Consider the following 17,541-nt stretch of genomic DNA (forward strand, 5'->3'; position numbering starts at 1 on the left):
CGATTCGGGCCGGTTCAGAGGACCAGGATAGTAAAAACCAACCTCTTATGAGCAAGATGATCCTTAGACTACCTCTTAGAGAGCGAAAAAAACAGAGCATTCAAACTTCCATTTTGCAAGTCGCAAAGCAATTGTTCCAAGAAAAGGGGTATTCTGCGGTTACCGTATCTGAAATTGCAGATTCTGCAGATGTCTCTGTCAAAACCCTCTTCACCTATTTTCGATCGAAAGAAGACCTCGCCTTTCAAGATGAAATTTTATTTTGTGACGAACTGATCAAAAGTCTTCTCAGTAGAAAAGAAACAGATTCTTTGTTTGAGGCATTCAAACAGTTTCTTTGGAACTTGATTCAATCTATTGATCCAGAAGTTTTAATCGAATCATTGCCAGGTTTTCATCCGTGGATGGACAGTCCTGATTTGGAACAGAGGTACTTATTGCTTTGGGAACATTATGAAGTCAGATTATCTGATGCTTTGCAGTTAGAAAGTAATCAGGGCGAGTTCAACCCAATTTTAAGGGTAATTTCAGGACAAATGATATCCGTAATACGCATATTAGGCTCAAAAGCCTTTAAAGAATATTTACAACCGATACCAATTGCACTTAGGCATCGAGCTTTGGAAAAATGGCTCCTTGGATCACTTCAAATGCTGTCAGGGATCCAAGGATATTCAAATGCAACGAAATGAATTAGTTGGTACGTGTTTTGTCAGAAAGAGTTCCAAGGAAGAGAACAATTTTCTTCGTTTCTTCATCCGAGAGATTGATACCTAACTGATGGAATGCCATTTTTTGAACTGCCTCATCCAAAGTTTTGATTTGGCCATCATGAAAGTACGGTCCAGTCAAGGCAATGTTTCTTAAACTCGGAACCTTAAAGAAAAATTTATCCTCTGCTTTTTTAGTTACATTATAAAGTCCAAGGTCAGCAGTTTTATATTCATTCACTAAACCAATTTTTCTATAAGAATTACCGCCAAGTAAATTGCCGGAATGGCATGAAGTGCATCCAGCAGAGAGAAAACTTTTAAATCCCTCTTGTTCTTCTTTAGAAATCGCTTTGTAATCTCCATTGATAAAATCATCAAAACGTGAAGAAGTCACCAACGTTCTTTCAAATGCAGCAATTGCACCTGCTAAATTGTCGTAAGTGACTGCATTTTTTTCATTTGGATAAGCTTTTGCAAATAATGCTGGGTATTCCGAATCTTCATTAATTCGTTTTAACACTTCCTTTTCAGAAGGCATTGCCATTTCCACTGGGTTTAAAATCGGGCCTTTTGCTTGGGCTTTCAAATCAGCAGCCCGGCCATCCCAAAATTGTACAAAATGGAATCCTGCATTAAGAACAGTCGGTGAGTTCCTGTCACCATTTTTTCCAAATGCACCAGGGGATGTAGGAAGGTTGTCTACTCCAGCAGCTTTTCCTTCTACGTTGTGACAAGAATTACAAGATTGCGTTTCATTCAGGGACAGCTTTTTCTCGAAATAGAGTTTTTTACCGAGGGTAATTAGTTCCTGACTATCGTTTTCAGAACCAGGCATTTTTGTAGGTAGTGCACCAATGATTTGTTTTGCTTTCACTTGCAAATCTTTGGTTTCTGGTGACGGTCCACAATTGGCGAGTGCCAAAAATAAAAGGGAAACAAGAAAAGGTGTAAATATTTTTTTGAGCATATCGATCCTCTAACGGATAATGCTGAGATTTGTTTAGAATCGGCAAGTTGGAATTATTATACATTGAGTCTAAATTTGGAATAATTTTAATATGTATCGAGATTAAGCAGTTTGGAAGGTTTACAATACTGGCTGCTTCATGAATTTCGTCGAAAACGGACAATTTTAGTCAAATAAATGGCGTCCAAATTGCAACCAAGTGACAAAAGGTAAAAAGTAACTTCCTGACTCTATTGGCACGATTTATGCTTGAAGTAAGTTTAGATCTTCAGGAGTTACTTATGCTGAATACAAGACGAACCGATCGAATAGAATCTTTGGACTGGGATGATTTGGTCTTAAAACTTTTTTCTATTAATGAAAGACCGGAATTCCTACTCGCAAAAATTGGAAATATTTCTGAACTTGGAGTGAGTGGTTTTGTCGATCAGGATATCCAAATAAAGGACAGAGACCTTGTTACCGGAATCATTGAAAGTGACTTAACCAGGTCTCGCATTTCATTCAAAGGAAAAATCGCCTGGATGAAAGAAACCAACCAAGGACTTCTATTTGGGATCAAATTTTCAGAAGAACTAATCCTGCCCAATTTTATCATTGCCAGGTCAATGGCAGAATCGGCAGCCTAAAGGTTAAAAAAATCAGGATTCTGGACTAGTTTCTAAAGAGAATCTCTCGATTTGAATCCGATCTGTTCCGATATTAGTGGGGAAAGCTATGTCCCAAGTCAAACATTTGATATCTTGGCAAGATTGGAGCGATGGAGAAATCCGGGAACTCCTCGAGTTTGCAGTCTATGTAAAGAAAAATCGGGTTTATTTTTCCGGACATATGGCCGGCAGATCTCTTGCGATGTTATTCCAAAAAACATCGACGAGAACCAGAGTGTCTTTCGAAGCAGGAATGACAGAACTTGGTGGACATGCTATTTTTCTAGATTGGATGGCATCCAACTTCCTACTTTCTGATATAGATTTTGAAGGAAAGTATCTTTCAAGTAATGTTGCCATCATCATGGCTCGACTCAAAAAACACGAAGATCTCCTTGTACTAAAGTCAGGTTCAACTGTCCCAGTTATCAATGGATGTTGCAATTTGTTTCATCCATGCCAATCTCTTGCAGATATACTCACAATAGTGATGGATTCACCAAACGACTGGCAGAAGAAAAATCTCTGTTACATTGGTGTACATAATAATGTAGCCAACTCTCTGATTGAAATCACTGCGGCTCTAGAAATACACTTAACACTCGTAACACCAATAGCGTCCGAGGATTCCATTGTAAAAGATTCCATAGAACGAGCAAAGAAGAAAGGTACTATTTCCTGGGAAACAGACGTCAAAAAAGCTGTGGCTAGTGCAGATTATGTTTATACAGACACTTGGGTGGATATGGAGTATTTCAATGACCCTAAGTTTCAAAAAGAAAAAGAAGAAAGAATTCAGTTGATGATGCCATATCAGGTAAATTCAGAACTCTTAAAAAACACAAAGGCAAAAGTGATGCATGATATGCCAATCCATGCCGGTTATGAAATCACTAGAGAAATGGTTGAAAGCGATCGTTCCATCATTTTTACTCAGGCAGAAAACCGTTTGGATGCACAAAAGGCTGTTATCCTAAAACTTTTAGAAAATCACAATTAGATAAGAAACCCCAAACGAATTTTAATTTTGCTTGGGGTTTTGATTAATTCTTTAGTAAATAAATTTGTATCGTAGAATTGGATTTAGAATCGGCAACGTTATCTCTTTCTCCAATTATCGGAATGATTGAATTGGTATCGATCATTGATTCTTTAGAGAGAATTGATTTAATTTCATCATAACGACGTTTAAGAAGTCGAATTTGAAACCCTATATCTCCCACGGTGTTGACTTTACCATATAAAATCACCTGAACTTTTTCTTCCGGTTTTAGTATCTTTTGACCTAAAACAACGAGTTTATTGATAGATTCTTCGTTTAATCTATGGTCGTCCGGCTCAAAGAAAATGGATTCGATTGGTTCTGAACTACCTACTGGTTTCCAAAAAGAAAGTTTTGATTTTTCGAAGTTACTCCCACTGTCGCCATTACCGTTTAAAGTTTTTTCCACTTGGTCCCAAGGGCAGAAACGAATGTAATCCGTTGAAGAATTTACCGAAAAAAGAAATCCTAACGTTGTGATGACAATGTCCAATGGTTTGGCATAAGATTTTGTTTCGATCACATAACCATTACTTGTTGGTTCAAAACTTTGAGAATGATAAACAGGGAGCAAAAATAGAACTCTATAGGTTCTAATTTCAGTTTCTATAGACTGACATTGAAGAGTAACATTCGATTTTGTATGTAAACGAGTTTCTAATGGTATACCTCTACTGGCGCAAGAAAACAAGCTGAGGAACAAAACCGAAGTGATAAATTTTGGAAACATACGAACTCACAATTTGGAAGTATGCATCATACAATTGTGATAACTTTAATTTACACAAGAACTAATTTAGTTTCCGAATTTCTAGGACAAATCAATTAAGCTACAGAAGGCTTGTAACAATCGCTAAAGGACTCATTTACTGATTAGAGTCTTTACGATTTACCATCCAGGCGCTAAAACCATCTAAAAAATATAAAAAATCAATTTTATCGTCATGTTCAAAATCAAACTTTTGTAAGGCTTCATCATAACAACGAAACCAAACTTCCCTCTCCTTTTCAGAAATAGGAAAAACAAAATGGCGCATCCGCATCCTAGCCGGTCCCCATTTTTCAATATAGTAACTTGGCCCACCTAACACTTGGATCATAAAATCTGCTTGTTTCTCTTTGGCCAAATCCCAGTCACCCTGAAACATCCATTTAATTTCAGAATGAGCAACCAGATCATAAAAAACGGAGACAAGTTGGCGAATTGCCGTTTCGCCCCATTTTTCAAAAAGAAATTTCACATTGGGGTTTGGAGGGGGAGGACCTCCGGGCGGAGTGTAGATATGATCTGGATCCAAATTGATAGTCAGTATTGCGAAAGGGACAGGAAGGGGAAGTCGAATTTTCGACCGAAGCCGAAGGCGAAGCCCGGACTGGCCCGGCCCCGAGGGACGAGGGGTTCGCCCCAAAAAAGAAAACGCCAAGAGTTGGAAACGTAATAGGAAAGGTAAGTGAGTTTCTTTCTAAGATTGTTCCCATTCAGATTTTGGCATTAATTCCTGGACGACAGGCAAAATTCACAAAACTTGGTAAAAAAATCCGAAAAAGGTATACTAAATGGCACTGACTCACCCGCAATCAGCACTCTTTGCAGGAGAAAAACCTTTCCCTATCATCCCTGCTTGTGAACACTTCGCTGGATCTGAAAAACTCATCACTAAAGCCCTTGAGTTGCAAAATAAACTCGGTGGACTTTTCGACATCACGATGGACTGCGAAGACGGTGCCCAAACTGGAAAAGAAAAAGAACACGCTGAGATGATTGTTCGCATTCAAAATTCTGAACTGAACAAACATAAGATGAGTGGAGTTCGTATCCATGATTATACAAACGAACATTGGAGAGGAGATGTCGATATCCTTGTTCCTGGAGCAGGAAATGTAATTGCCTATATCACGATCCCAAAGCCGACAAAAGCAAGTCAGGTGAAAGAGCAAATCACTTACATTCAAGAAGCATGCAAAAAAGCAGGGATCAAAAGAGAAATTCCAATTCACGTTTTGATTGAAACCCACGGGGCACTAAACGATGTATTCGAAATTGCTGCTCTTCCTTGGTTACAAGTTTTAGATTTTGGCTTAATGGATTTTATTTCCGGACACCACGGTGCAATTCCAGCATCTTGTATGAAATCACCAGGCCAATTTGACCATGAACTTCTACGCCGCGGAAAATCAAATTTAGTAGCAGCAGCACTAATGAATGGAGTAATTCCTGCTCATAACGTAACTTTGGATCTAAAAAACATCTACCAAACGTATGCTGATGCAAAACGTGCGCATGATGAATTCGGGTTTTTGCGAATGTGGTCCATTTATCCTGCACAAATCCAATCCATTTTGGATGCAATGGCTCCTAACTTTGCAGAAACGCAAACTGCTTGCGACATTCTAATCAAAGCCCAAGACGCAGAATGGGGTCCGATCCAACATGACGGTGACTTACATGACCGCGCAACATACCGATATTTCTGGGAACTTGTCCAAAGAGCAAAACTCACAGGACAGAAACTTCCAGATGAAGTAGAAAAGAGATTCTTTTCAAACTAAGAATTTTTTAACCATTGAAATTAGTGAGCGAGTTACTTTGGGAACTGGCTCACTTTGGTAAGTCGCAGGAAAAGGTAAGTCACTTTCCTTATTTAGCGACTTACTTTTTTTTACCAGCTTTCTAATTCAAAATCCAAACCCACACTCCTCAACGCCGCCTCTGCATCCAAAACGCAAAATCAATCCCAACCAGAACAGGATAGGAAAGCTAGAAAATATTCTCGCAAAGGATCTCCTTCTATACCGCCTTTTATGAGCAATTTAGCCCAGAAAAGGGAAAAAGAGGGTTCGATTCTCCAAAATTCCGTTTATACGGAAATATAATCCAATATATTGATTTTTTGTTTGCAATAATGAACTGCGAATTAGTTACTGTCCTCACCTATGAGCAAGCGAATATCAAAATCGACTCCCTTTCTTTTCCTTTCGGTTTCCATCATTACGACAGTATTGCCAATAAGTGGTATTTATTCCCAAGCTGAACCGAATCCCAAAGTGGAAGTAATTTCCGAACCTCTACCCCAGCAGCCAAAAGAAGAAAAAAAAGAAGGTTATCAAAGCTCGCAAATCGGTAATCTCTCTGGCGAATATTTGAGAAGTCTGCAGGTCACGAGCAAACAAAGGAAGGCACTCCAAGAGAACAAAAGTCTTTGGTTTGCTGATAAGTTTCGGGTTGGCTTTGGCATCCGTCCCAAAGTGGATTCCTTAAATAATACGGATTTTGATAAATCGACACCTGATAACAGAAACAATGCGTTGACTCAAACACAATTTTATATCTTAGGAGATATCAACGAAAATGTTCTATTTAAGATAACTTTACAAGATGTACGCCTTTGGGGAGGAGAGGTTGTCTCCAGCGCAAATGCCGAGCAAAAATATGCAGCTATTGCAAATGCAGGAACAACAGTTGACACTACTAAACAAAGAGAAGTTGCCATAAATAATTTTATGGGACTCCGAGAAGCATTTTTGGATTTAAAAACAACGAACCAGGCATTCAGATTAAGGACAGGTAGGCAAATTTTAGAATTTGGAGATGGTCGGATTCTTGGTTCTAGAAATGATAGCTTAAATGGAAACTCATTTGATGCACTCAGATTTACTGGTAAAATCAGCAATCATACATTGGACGTTTTTGGATCTGTCATTGGAGCAGAAAATAACTCAAATAGCCTTGTATCAAACAATTCTACAAAGTTAGGTGGTGTAGGAGATTCTTATTACGGGGGTGCTCATTATAACTGGAAAGTAGCAGATTGGTTTGGAATCGATTTATATAATTACAGTTTATTCAAACAACAAAGAAAAGCATCTGCTCCACCAACCCTTTCAGAGACAAGAAACTACCGTGGTGACGATCAACTGAATACTTCAGGATTTCGACTAACCAATAGAACAAAAAATAATGCACTTCCTGATACAACCGGAATTGATTGGATGGTGGAAGCAGCTTGGCAAACTGGTTTTAATGGAGAAAGAGTAACTCCGGATTGGTTGAATCAAAATGGAATTTACTCAACAAATCAAAAAACTGGGGAACCACCTCCGTTTTCAGAAGCAGTTCGATATAAAGCAAATATCGTTGCAGTCCAACTTGGTTATACGCCCGTAAAAGAATTTCGAATTGGAATACAATATGTACAAGCATCAGGTGATCCAAATCGAAATGATTCTAGTGTCGCAACATACAATCCACTATTTGCAACAAGACGGATGGCAGGAGGTTCCTTACCATTTGCAGGAAATGGGAACTCAGGCCTTGTCTTTTGGCAAAATATCAAAGACTATTCCTTACACCTAAAATATGAATCCTCAAATTATGGAACTTTTATCATCAACCCACATTGGTATTATAAAGTGAAACTACAAGATGGATATTATGATAACAATAATTATGTTTCTGGAAGTAAGGCAACAGGAGAAACAGCATCAACAGAAGATTATTTTAATGCGGAAGCATATAATCCTACAAAGCCAAAATTAGGAAATTTAGTAGCTACAGAATTAAACTTTATCTATATCATCACTCCATTTGAAAATGTATCGTTTTGGTTTGGTGCAACCGTAATTAAAGCTGGTGATACTATTCGCAACCAAAAGAATAATCCATTGGAAACAGACCCTCTACATCGATATGATTTGAGTCCAACTGCTACAATGGCTACATTCCAAACAGTATTTGCGATTTAAAAAGTGAACCGCAAATACTGTGATCACATGTTATGTTGCAGAAAACTAGAAACTAAAAATTACTTTAGCTTAAACCTTTCTACTTGAGTGGAAAGGTAGGAAGCTTGAGAAGCAATCTCTGCCGCGACAATTGTTAGCTGGTCAGAACCGGTTGCAACATCTTGGGTACCATTCGAGATACTAATGATTGTTTTGGATATCTCTTCTGTTGCTCTTTTTTGCTCAAATACTGCATCTTCGATTTGTAAATTCAAGTTGGTGAGTAAATTAGAATTTTGAGCGATGTCTTTCGCATTATTTTCTTGTAAGAGCACTGATTCCAAAACCCTTGTTGCGGATGTTTCAAATTCTTTCACTCGGCTATTCAGTAAATTTAAGACCTGCGCCGCTTCGGTTACCTTTTTGTTTCCGTTTTCTACAGCTGAGTTTGTAGATATAACAAGATCGCCAATTTCTTTTACAGAAGCACCAGTTTGTAATGCAAGTTTCCCAATCTCTTCAGCAACTACTGCAAACCCTCTCCCTGCGTCACCAGCTCTTGCGGCTTCAATCGCAGCATTTAAGGCCAATAAATTTGTTTTTTCAGAAATTTCGGTTATGATATCCAAAACTTCACTAATTCGTTCTGCTTTTTCACCAATGTCTTCCATAGCTTTTGTAGATTCATTCATTGCAGTTTCACCTACAACTGCATGTTCCCTCGATTCAGAGGCAAACTTGGCAAGATATTCCATTTCCTTATTAATATTTTGAACTTCTTCTCTAAGAGTTAATACTGATTTATCGATTTCTTTCATTTTGACAACAGCATCCTCCATTGACTTACCAACATTGTCAGCGGAAGCAGATAATTCTTCAATAGCAGCAGAAGATTCTTCAGCGGCTGATGCTTGTGTTTGTGATGTGTCAGAAAGATTTTGTGAGGTGGAAGCCATCTTGTTTGATTGACTACCTAGTTTTTCAACAGTGGATTTTATGTCGGCAATGATAGAAACTAAACTGTTTTTCATTCGATTCATTGAATGTAACAAACTACCAATTTCATCCTGGTTGATTTCCTCCGCATTGATGGCCAGGTTTCCATTGGCAATTTCTGAAGAAAATTCCATAGCCTTTTCTAAACGATTACTAATTTGTTTTTTAAATACAAAGTTAAGAAAAAATAGAACCACTACTAAAATGGCAATTGAAATAAACGTCGTACTTAAAATGACTTTGCGAATTTGATCACTAAAAATCGAATCCGGGATACTAACCTGCAGAGCCCAAAACTGCGGATCTTTTCCAATATGAAAAGGAGAGAAGTAATCGGTATATCCGTCATGTTGGATCGTAAAACTTTTCCCCAACTTAAGATTCTCTAAATAAAATTTAAGATGATCAGGATTTTCTATTTTTTTTCCTAGTTTTGTTTGGTCTTGTCCATACATCACATAAGTTCCATTAGATGACAAAAATGCAATTCTCCCTTGTCCACGAAAAGGCCTAGCCTCTCCAATTTTTTCTTGGAGCGTTGCGATATCTAAGTCGATCCCGGCTGCACCTAAAAATTTACCCTTGGGATATATTGGTACGACAAGAGATATCATTTGGATCTTTTTTCCACCCGCCAAATATTCGTAAGGTCCAAATACTTTTGCTTTATTTGATTTTTTAACTTGAAGGTAATAGTCCCCTGCTCCATTCGGATTATCATAATCCACTAATGGTTCCAAATTTATTTTTCCATCCGGCGTGTGATGCAAATATGGAATAAATCTACCTGTTTTATCATGGCCAGGTTTTCCAACAAAAGCTGAATCACGTCCTTCATAGGCATTCGGCTCATAACAAAGCCAAATGGCGAAAATATCATCGTTACGTTCGAGAATCTCTTTCATACTACTGATGATAGAATCTCTCGGAGGTGAGGTATAAAACAAAGCAAATCGGAATCCCCGAATCACACCCATCATAGCATTGAGGTGTTCTTGGATTTCAAACGACCATTTTTCGGAAGTGACTTTTGAATTTTCCTTAATTTCAGCATTTAGGTCAGTGGCTGTGCGATAGATTTGAAAGGTGGTTAACACAACAAATCCAATAAACAAAATTCCTGCGATGGAAAGAGAGACCCTTTGGCGTATACTCATAAAGATCGATCTTAGGTGTTTTCTATTTTTTGTAAATAGATTACCTATTCTTAAGTTTGAAATCCGGATATTAGATTTGGTAAGAAATTAATTTCCAAATTCCACATTCTTATTTTTGGTAGTTTTACTAAGATTGAGTTCTCTGCCCGCTGGTTTTACCTAGAAAACAATCAAAATAATTTGTCACATGAGATTTAGATCTCCCATTTGGTAGAGAGTTTTACCGTTTTTTTGCGAGACTCATCGGCGACACCCATCTGATCAGTGTTACTTTTTCATAAAAAAACCGAACACCGTAGAGTTTTGTGATCCATTAGATGTTCGGCGATTTAGGAAAAGGAAAAGTGCTTTTTTGAGAATCAAAAAACCTTATTTTTTTACCTTGGTTTTTACGGAGAAATTTTTGTACTCTACATATTCAATATCATCAATTGAAAGTTGGAACACACCTTTCGTTGAATGAACAATGAAAATATCACCTAACTGAGCAACTACGGCTCCAGAAAGAACATCTCCATTTGATTTATGAATTGTTTCTAAAACGCTGTAATGATTATGAATTTCTTCCTCATCATCCAAACCGGTTTTTGTTGCATCAGCGGCAATTTTATTTAATGCTTCGGTCCTTTTCCCTGCATGTTCTTTCTCGATTGCAGAAACCGTTATTTCAGATGGATTGGATAGGTTGTCTTTTGGAGCATCAATTTGTTTTTTTACTGTTTCTGAACTAATCGAAACAAGAGTTTCTGCTTCGGCCTTTTCTTGAGGCGTGACGATACTTTCTTTTTTGGATAAACCACTATCAAAATCAGAAAAGCCTGTTAATTCTTCATTTGTTAACGCATTTGCTGCTACTTTTGCATTGATTAAATACACAAGTTCATTTAAGTTTGGATTTACTTCCAAACGTTCACCAGGTTCCAAAACAACTTCGTTTTCTTCCAGAGTTTTCACTAAACGGTTGTAATTCTCCACAGAAAGTCCTTCATTAATTTCTATAAGTTTAGGAGAAGTTTTGAAAGCAACGGACACTGCACCTTCATAAACTTTCACTTTTGGAACAGAACCTTTTTCCAATTCAAATGAAAAAACTGTTCCACGTACACCAGCCACCATCGTAGGAGAAGTTACAGAAAGATTCTGCGAGGATTTTAATTTTACTGATTTTACAAGTAGGTTTCCTGCCCATAAATGAAGTTCCGTATTAGGACGATTCTCTCCAGCAATATCTCGAAACAATACATCGGAATTATCTTTGATACGGATCACTTCCCCTCGGTATGTTTGTAAATCGACCCGTCCAAGTTTGGAAAGAACCCGATCCCCTGGTCGAACGACATCTCCAATTTTTGCTTTGGCTTCTTTACCTTGCGATAGAATCGTAATATTTCCCTGCAAAAAAGTGACCACTGCACCAGCAGTTTTGTCGTCTGCAGCATTCGACCCAAACTGGAAGCGACTGCATTGTAAGGAAAAGAAAAGGATTGGGATAAGGATCATTTTTGTTTTCATATTTTTTTCCAACTAAGCCCTGTATTAGGAGAAACAATTCAAAGTAATCCCATTTTCAAATTTGTAAAAACAAATTTTTTTTTTAGAAAATTAAATTGGTTTTTGCCAAAATTACAACTAAACACTATATAATTGCGACAGTAGACGCGAACCTGATAAAAAACAGATTGTAGATGTCTTTTCGAAAGTTTTCAGGGATTCGGTGGTTCCCGGCACAAAAACAATTGGAGACAGGATCAGAAACACTGTCAATGGTTTCCGAAATTGGACCAATAAACAAGAGTTTACCGCCAAAAACTCGACCTAGATGGACAGAGAAAACTCACAAATTTTCCTTGGTCTCAAAATGGATCCATACCATAGGAGAAAAAATAATCCTAAATTTATTTTCGTAAATCCGATATTTTTTTACCAAAATCGGAAGACCGACTCAAAAGTTTTGGTTTTCCAATGAGTTGCGATTGGTAAATACTTGTATGACCAGACACAATATATGCAATCCAGGTCGCCATAAAAAAAAGAATTCCTGCCTCCCATCCAAATAATTCCATTCCCATAATTGCAGAAGCAAGAGGAGTATTACTTGCCCCTGCAAAAACAGAAATAAAGCCAAGAGCAGCAAACAATGATAAATGTGTGGGATCAAAATAACCAAAAATATTTCCTAAACTAGCACCTATAAAAAATAAAGGAGTCACCTCCCCTCCCTTAAAACCAGAACCAATTGTAACAACCGTTAGGAGTGCCTTTAAAAGAAATGTTTCTATGGGCAGTTGAATATGGAATGCTGATTGGATTGTAGGAAGTCCCAACCCCAAATAAACTGGGCTGATCCCAAATCCAATCAAAAGGATAATGATGATTCCACCTACCAATGGCCGAAGAGGCGAATACCCAATCAAATCGGAAAACCATTGAGATACATTGTGAACAAGCGAACTGAATGATCGAGCAACTAAACCAGAAACAATTGCGATAGTGACTAAAAAGACAATGATAGTTCCATTTAAATCGATGGGAATTTTTGGATAATGAGAATGTCCTGTTCCCCAAAACAAACAAACCCAATTTGCAAGATAAGCTGCTACTAAAGAAGGAAAAAGTAAATTCCAGCGATAATTTCCGAGGCGAATTACTTCTATAGAAAAAATAGTAGCAGCCAATGGAGTTCCAAATACAGAACTAAAACCAGCACTAATTCCAAGTATTATCAAAATTTGTTGGTCTTTAATTTTGAAAGGAAACAAACGGACCAGCTGATGAGCGATGGCTCCCCCCATTTGTACAGCAGTCCCTTCTCTCCCTGCCGAACCACCAAATAAATGGGTGATGATCGTTCCCAAAAATACCAATGGAGCCATGCGGATCGGAATGATCGAAGAGGGAGAATGAATTTCTTCTATGAGTAGATTATTCCCCTTACTTACATTTTTTCCATATCGAAAATAAAACCAACCGATGGTGAATCCTGCTAGAGGAAGAAAATAAACCAGCCAGGAATATAACTCTCGTAACTGACTTACTTTTTCTAGTGCGACGAGAAATAAAGCCGATGCGGAACCAACAAGGACCGCAATCCATCCTATGACAATGATCCATTGAATTCCAAGGGAAAGTGTTTGGAATTTGGAATTGGTATTCTTAGGATTCGAGTTAGAATTTTCCATCAACTTACCTTTTCCATCAAATGGAAATAGATCTTGCCGAAAACTAACTTTTCAAAATTCAAAATTTCAATACTTAGGTATTGACCTAAGTATTGAAATCAATTATCATGTCAAAATGGTCAAAAGGAACTACAGCATTGATGTTGTTTTGCATGCCTTATCCGATCCGACAAGGCGACAAGTCATCGAACGTTTAGGAAATGGACCAAGAAGTGTAAGTGATTTGGCATTGCCATTTTCGATGGCTATGCCTTCTTTCATGCAACATTTGGATATTTTGGAATCTTCCCAACTGATCTATACTGAAAAAGTTGGAAGGGTTCGTATTTGTTACTTAAACCAGAATCCATTTTCCGTTATGGAAAATTGGTTACAGGTGCAAAAATCACAATGGGAAACTAGGTTAAATCAACTGGACTCATTTTTATTAAAAACGCGGGGGAAAATATGAAGCAAGAATCAAATGAAACAATCAATCCCGAATTGGATTTGGTGTTGGAAAGAATCGTCGAAGTACCAGTGGAAATGGTTTGGAATGCTTGGACAAAACCAGAGCAATTAAAACATTGGTTTACGCCAGTACCCTGGAAAACGATTGATTGTAGGATCGATTTAAGACCCGGTGGAGAGTTTTATACTTTAATGCAATCACCAGAAGGAAATTTATTCCCAAATAACGGCTGTTTTCTGGAAGTGGTTCCAATGGAAAAACTGGTTTTCACCGACAGTCTACTTTCAGGTTTTCGACCTTCAGGAAACAGCTTTATGACTGCGTTCGTTACAATGGAATCAATTGGAACTGCGACAAAATACAAAGCAGTTGCCAAACATAAAGACCCTGAAACAAAAAAACAACATGAAGACATGGGTTTTATGGATGGATGGGGTACCGCGCTAGACCAACTAGTCGCTTTTACAAAAACTTTACCACGATAAAGAAAAATTATTGTTAGCCGTTATACGATAACGGCCGACTTTTCTAATGCTTCAATTTCCTTCTTTTTATTCTTCATAAGTGTCTCTGCTTCTGATAAATAAGATTCAAAGGTAGAAAAATCTTTTGCTTTAATGGAACCACAAAAATGAAAATATATCGTTTTTGTTTTTTTCAAATAAGAGTATTCGGGAAGGTTGGAATAGCCCATCATTCCACTCACAACAAATACATCCAAATCAACATTAAATTTATATGCAATCTTCATCACACCCGTTTGGAATGGTTTGATTTCTTCAGTAAAAGTCCTCTCGCCTTCGGGATACAAAAAGATAGACCTTGTTTTTAAAACTCGGAGAACATCCGTTTTGAAGTTTCTAAAATTAGGTTTTTTTTCAGAATAAATCACTGCTTCTACAATGGTCTTATGCATCATAAGCGGAATGATTTTATACCTTTGAATGATATCGCCACCTAAATAAGATAATTTTACATTCTTTGAATTAGACAAATAAGGAAGCGCAACTATGAGGGGGACTTCCATTGCATTTGTATGATTACATATTAAAAAACGATTGTTCCCTTCAGGGTCCCAGTTTCCTTGTTGAAAATCTAAAGTTCTACCAGTGAGCAGGAAAAAAGAACGGTACCAAAAATATCCCAAATAGTTATTGATCCGATTCGACCAGCGATCAAGGCCTGTGATCTTAAAGATGTAAGAGAAAGACAAACCAATAGGAAAAAGAATCACTAGAAATGGAATTGAATAACATAATACTACAAAGAATTGGAGTTGGCCCATGTGAGAATGGGAGCCGAACCCAAGAGTTGGTAAACAATAAATTCGTATCTATTTTCTTAAAATTAGAATATTTTTGGATGAAAATCGATAACGGTTCAAACAGAAAGTTCTAAAAGAAATTTTGAGATTGGATTTCTAACAATGCTAATTTTACCTTCGATTTGATCAACAAGCATCCCGATCAATTGTAATCCAAAACCTGGTGAGTGATCGAATGAAATCGATTCTGGTATCCCCACTCCGTTATCCGAGTATTCTAAATATATCTTCTTACCTTCACGAAAGATTCTTAGTCCGATTTCTGCATTAGTTATTTCACCAAAAGCATGTTTCATTGAATTGGTAATTAGTTCGTTCAGGATGATTCCAAGTGAAGAAAGAAGTTTTACATTTAGTTCAATTGGTTCTTCCAAAATATCCATCTTTACTTCCACAACTTTTGGGAAGATACTTACAATTTCCGCAAAGATTGCCGGAAAATAGTCTTGTAAGGATACAGTGTTGTCTGTTTCAGAATGATACAATTTATCATACAAAACAATCATACTTTTGATGCGACCAGCAGCTTCGTAAAGGATGGTTTGCACATTACTTTCAGACTGCGCTCGTGCTTGCAGAGTTAAGAGAGTAAAGATAGAACTCATGTTATTCTTCACACGATGGTGAATTTCTTTAAGAATGTTTTCCTTTTCAAGTAATAGTTTTTGAATTTTTGATTCTGATAGGTTTCGAACGCTAACGTCTCTTAGAATCACAGTGAATAATTTTTCACCTTTTACGGAAATTTGAGAAATGGATGCTTCAATGGGAAACTCTTCACCGTTGGATCGAAGACCACGAATTTCGCCAAGAGCTCCCATGGCTCGACGACTCACTCCTGTTTTAGAAAATGAATCGATATGACTGTCATGTTGACTTCGAAAACTAAGTGGGATCAAACGGTCTAACGGTTTGCCAATGATTTCATTGGCCTGGTATCCAAACATTTTTTCCGCTGCTCCATTAAAAAGAATAATCTTTTTAGACTGATCAATGCTGATGATTGCATCCATCGCAGATTCAATGATTTGTGTGAGTTTTGCCTCTGATTCTCTTATCCGATTCATAGCATTCAAACGATCAGAAATATCTCTGCCTACTGCAATATATCCAATCGGCAAATCACTTTCATCGTTTAGTAGCACTTGGTTAATTTCAATATTTCGAATGCTACCATCCTTTGCAAATTGAACCACTTCTCCAATAAAACTACCCTCCGAATTTACTTTTGCTATAACATGATCAGCCGTTAGGCCAAGATAATCTGTTTGGAGAACTTCTAAAACGGATTTTCCTATCACTTCTTCAGCTTTCCACAGATAAATTTTCTCAGCAGCTTTATTCCAATAGTTGATCCGATGATTGAAATCAGTGCCGATTACCGCATCCAATACATTATTCAACATATTCGCTTGTTTCGCAATATGGCTTTGGACATTGTATTCTGCCGTGATATCACGAAATACAAGTACAACTCCCCTTGTATCACCATTTAAATCTTTGATGGGAGATCCTGAATCAGAAATTTGGTATTCTGATCCATCTTTAGAAATCAGAACCGTATGGTTCGCAAGGCCAACGATTGAGTTAGTTCGCAAAACTTTATCAACTGGATTTTCGACCAAAGCCCTGGTCTTAACATTCACAATATTGAATACTCGATTTATTTCAAGTCCCTCTGCTTCATCATGTGTCCAACCAGTCAGTTTTTCAGCAATAGGATTCATCCGAATAATTTTTCCATCACTATCCGTAGCAATGACACCGTCACCTATTGATTGCAATACGGTCTCAAGATGTTCTTTTTTACTTTTAGTTAATTCATTGGCTTCGAAAAGTTTGAATGCCATTTTGATAGAAGCATCAAGGACAGTAAAACCAGAGTTTTTGACAACGTAGCCATAGGATGTGATGGCTTCAGTTTTTTTAACAATGTCTCTCTCCGTATGAGAAGAAAGGAATACGACAGGGATTTCTTTATGATTTAATATTTCTGTAGCGGTTTGAGTTCCATCCAACCCTCTTCCGAGATCAATGTCCATTAAAATCAAATCAAAGGGTTTTTCCTCTCGAATGATCAGTTGGATGGCATTTTCTCCGTTTGTAACATGAGTTACAAGATACCCACCTTGTTCTAATTGGTTTTTCTCAAACATTGCCAGGAGGGCTTCGTCTTCCACAAGCAAAATGGATTTATCAGCAACTAGAGTCATGAAACATCCTTTGTGAATTCCGAATGAGAGTATTAGGAATTCACAAACTACATATGATGACAAAAACGAAATTTAATTCAATCAAATAATTAGAATTTTTCTAAACAAAAAAGTTTATGCATTATCG

General features: G+C 37.4%; 15 protein-coding genes. 7 read left to right on the forward strand and 8 right to left on the reverse strand.

Annotated features, from left to right (window positions below; genetic code table 11):
* Positions 1-56: 56 nt before the first annotated feature.
* Positions 57-692, forward strand: coding sequence for a TetR/AcrR family transcriptional regulator (locus tag CLV96_RS16970; RefSeq protein WP_231292422.1), 636 nt, complete (start codon positions 57-59; stop codon positions 690-692).
* 1 nt (position 693) lies between these two features.
* On the opposite strand, the gene CLV96_RS16975 is transcribed toward CLV96_RS16970, so the two are convergent.
* Positions 694-1,680, reverse strand: coding sequence for a cytochrome-c peroxidase (locus tag CLV96_RS16975; RefSeq protein ID WP_004784410.1), 987 nt, complete (start codon positions 1,678-1,680; stop codon positions 694-696).
* Between the two features lie 281 nt (positions 1,681-1,961).
* Here CLV96_RS16975 and CLV96_RS16980 point away from each other — a divergent pair, with 281 nt between their 5' ends.
* Positions 1,962-2,309 carry an LEPBI_I2431 family sigma-54 regulated protein gene (locus CLV96_RS16980; protein WP_004787426.1) on the forward strand — a complete coding sequence of 116 codons (348 nt, stop codon included), beginning with the start codon at positions 1,962-1,964 and terminating at the stop codon, positions 2,307-2,309.
* 88 nt (positions 2,310-2,397) lie between these two features.
* A complete protein-coding gene (locus CLV96_RS16985) occupies positions 2,398-3,330 on the forward strand; it encodes an ornithine carbamoyltransferase (RefSeq protein ID WP_004785297.1) in 933 nt (310 codons plus the stop codon).
* A 43-nt stretch (positions 3,331-3,373) separates the two neighbouring features.
* Here CLV96_RS16985 and CLV96_RS16990 read toward each other — a convergent pair whose 3' ends face one another.
* Together CLV96_RS16990 and CLV96_RS16995 are read right to left on the reverse strand one after the other, a co-directional pair.
* Positions 3,374-4,102 (reverse strand): hypothetical protein, encoded by a 729-nt coding sequence (locus tag CLV96_RS16990; RefSeq protein ID WP_243836530.1) that lies wholly within the window; start codon positions 4,100-4,102, stop codon positions 3,374-3,376.
* Positions 4,103-4,238: 136 nt separating this feature from the next.
* A complete protein-coding gene (locus tag CLV96_RS16995; protein WP_004787554.1) occupies positions 4,239-4,670 on the reverse strand; it encodes a globin domain-containing protein in 432 nt (143 codons plus the stop codon).
* A 259-nt stretch (positions 4,671-4,929) separates the two neighbouring features.
* Here CLV96_RS16995 and CLV96_RS17000 point away from each other — a divergent pair, with 259 nt between their 5' ends.
* Both CLV96_RS17000 and CLV96_RS17005 read left to right on the forward strand, forming a co-directional pair.
* The gene (locus CLV96_RS17000; protein ID WP_004787504.1) at positions 4,930-5,922 is read left to right on the forward strand and encodes an HpcH/HpaI aldolase/citrate lyase family protein; all 993 of its coding nucleotides are present in this window, start codon (positions 4,930-4,932) and stop codon (positions 5,920-5,922) included.
* Between the two features lie 384 nt (positions 5,923-6,306).
* On the forward strand, positions 6,307-8,115 hold the full coding sequence (locus CLV96_RS17005) for an alginate export family protein (protein ID WP_004785230.1): 1,809 nt from the start codon (positions 6,307-6,309) through the stop codon (positions 8,113-8,115).
* Between the two features lie 59 nt (positions 8,116-8,174).
* Here the strand turns inward: CLV96_RS17005 and CLV96_RS17010 are convergent, their stop codons facing one another.
* The 3 genes from CLV96_RS17010 to CLV96_RS17020 form a co-directional block, all read right to left on the reverse strand.
* Positions 8,175-10,247: a methyl-accepting chemotaxis protein gene (locus tag CLV96_RS17010; protein ID WP_004785988.1), complete on the reverse strand. Its 2,073-nt coding sequence runs from the start codon at positions 10,245-10,247 to the stop codon at positions 8,175-8,177.
* Positions 10,248-10,616: 369 nt separating this feature from the next.
* Positions 10,617-11,759, reverse strand: coding sequence for a FecR family protein (locus tag CLV96_RS17015; protein WP_004786374.1), 1,143 nt, complete (start codon positions 11,757-11,759; stop codon positions 10,617-10,619).
* A gap of 383 nt (positions 11,760-12,142) precedes the next feature.
* Positions 12,143-13,426 (reverse strand): chloride channel protein, encoded by a 1,284-nt coding sequence (locus tag CLV96_RS17020; protein ID WP_004784568.1) that lies wholly within the window; start codon positions 13,424-13,426, stop codon positions 12,143-12,145.
* Positions 13,427-13,541: 115 nt separating this feature from the next.
* Between CLV96_RS17020 and CLV96_RS17025 the strand changes: the two genes are divergently transcribed.
* Positions 13,542-13,877, forward strand: coding sequence for an ArsR/SmtB family transcription factor (locus CLV96_RS17025; RefSeq protein ID WP_243836531.1), 336 nt, complete (start codon positions 13,542-13,544; stop codon positions 13,875-13,877).
* Positions 13,874-14,362, forward strand: coding sequence for an SRPBCC family protein (locus CLV96_RS17030; protein ID WP_004787545.1), 489 nt, complete (start codon positions 13,874-13,876; stop codon positions 14,360-14,362). Before CLV96_RS17025 ends, CLV96_RS17030 begins: the two co-directional genes overlap by 4 nt.
* A gap of 20 nt (positions 14,363-14,382) precedes the next feature.
* On the opposite strand, the gene CLV96_RS17035 is transcribed toward CLV96_RS17030, so the two are convergent.
* Together CLV96_RS17035 and CLV96_RS17040 are read right to left on the reverse strand one after the other, a co-directional pair.
* Positions 14,383-15,162, reverse strand: a complete 780-nt coding sequence (locus CLV96_RS17035) for a lysophospholipid acyltransferase family protein (protein ID WP_004786896.1) — start codon at positions 15,160-15,162, stop codon at positions 14,383-14,385.
* 95 nt (positions 15,163-15,257) lie between these two features.
* Positions 15,258-17,414 (reverse strand): PAS domain S-box protein, encoded by a 2,157-nt coding sequence (locus CLV96_RS17040; RefSeq protein WP_004787653.1) that lies wholly within the window; start codon positions 17,412-17,414, stop codon positions 15,258-15,260.
* Positions 17,415-17,541: the final 127 nt, after the last annotated feature.

The organism is Leptospira meyeri (assembly GCF_004368965.1).
GTDB lineage: Bacteria > Spirochaetota > Leptospiria > Leptospirales > Leptospiraceae > Leptospira_A > Leptospira_A meyeri.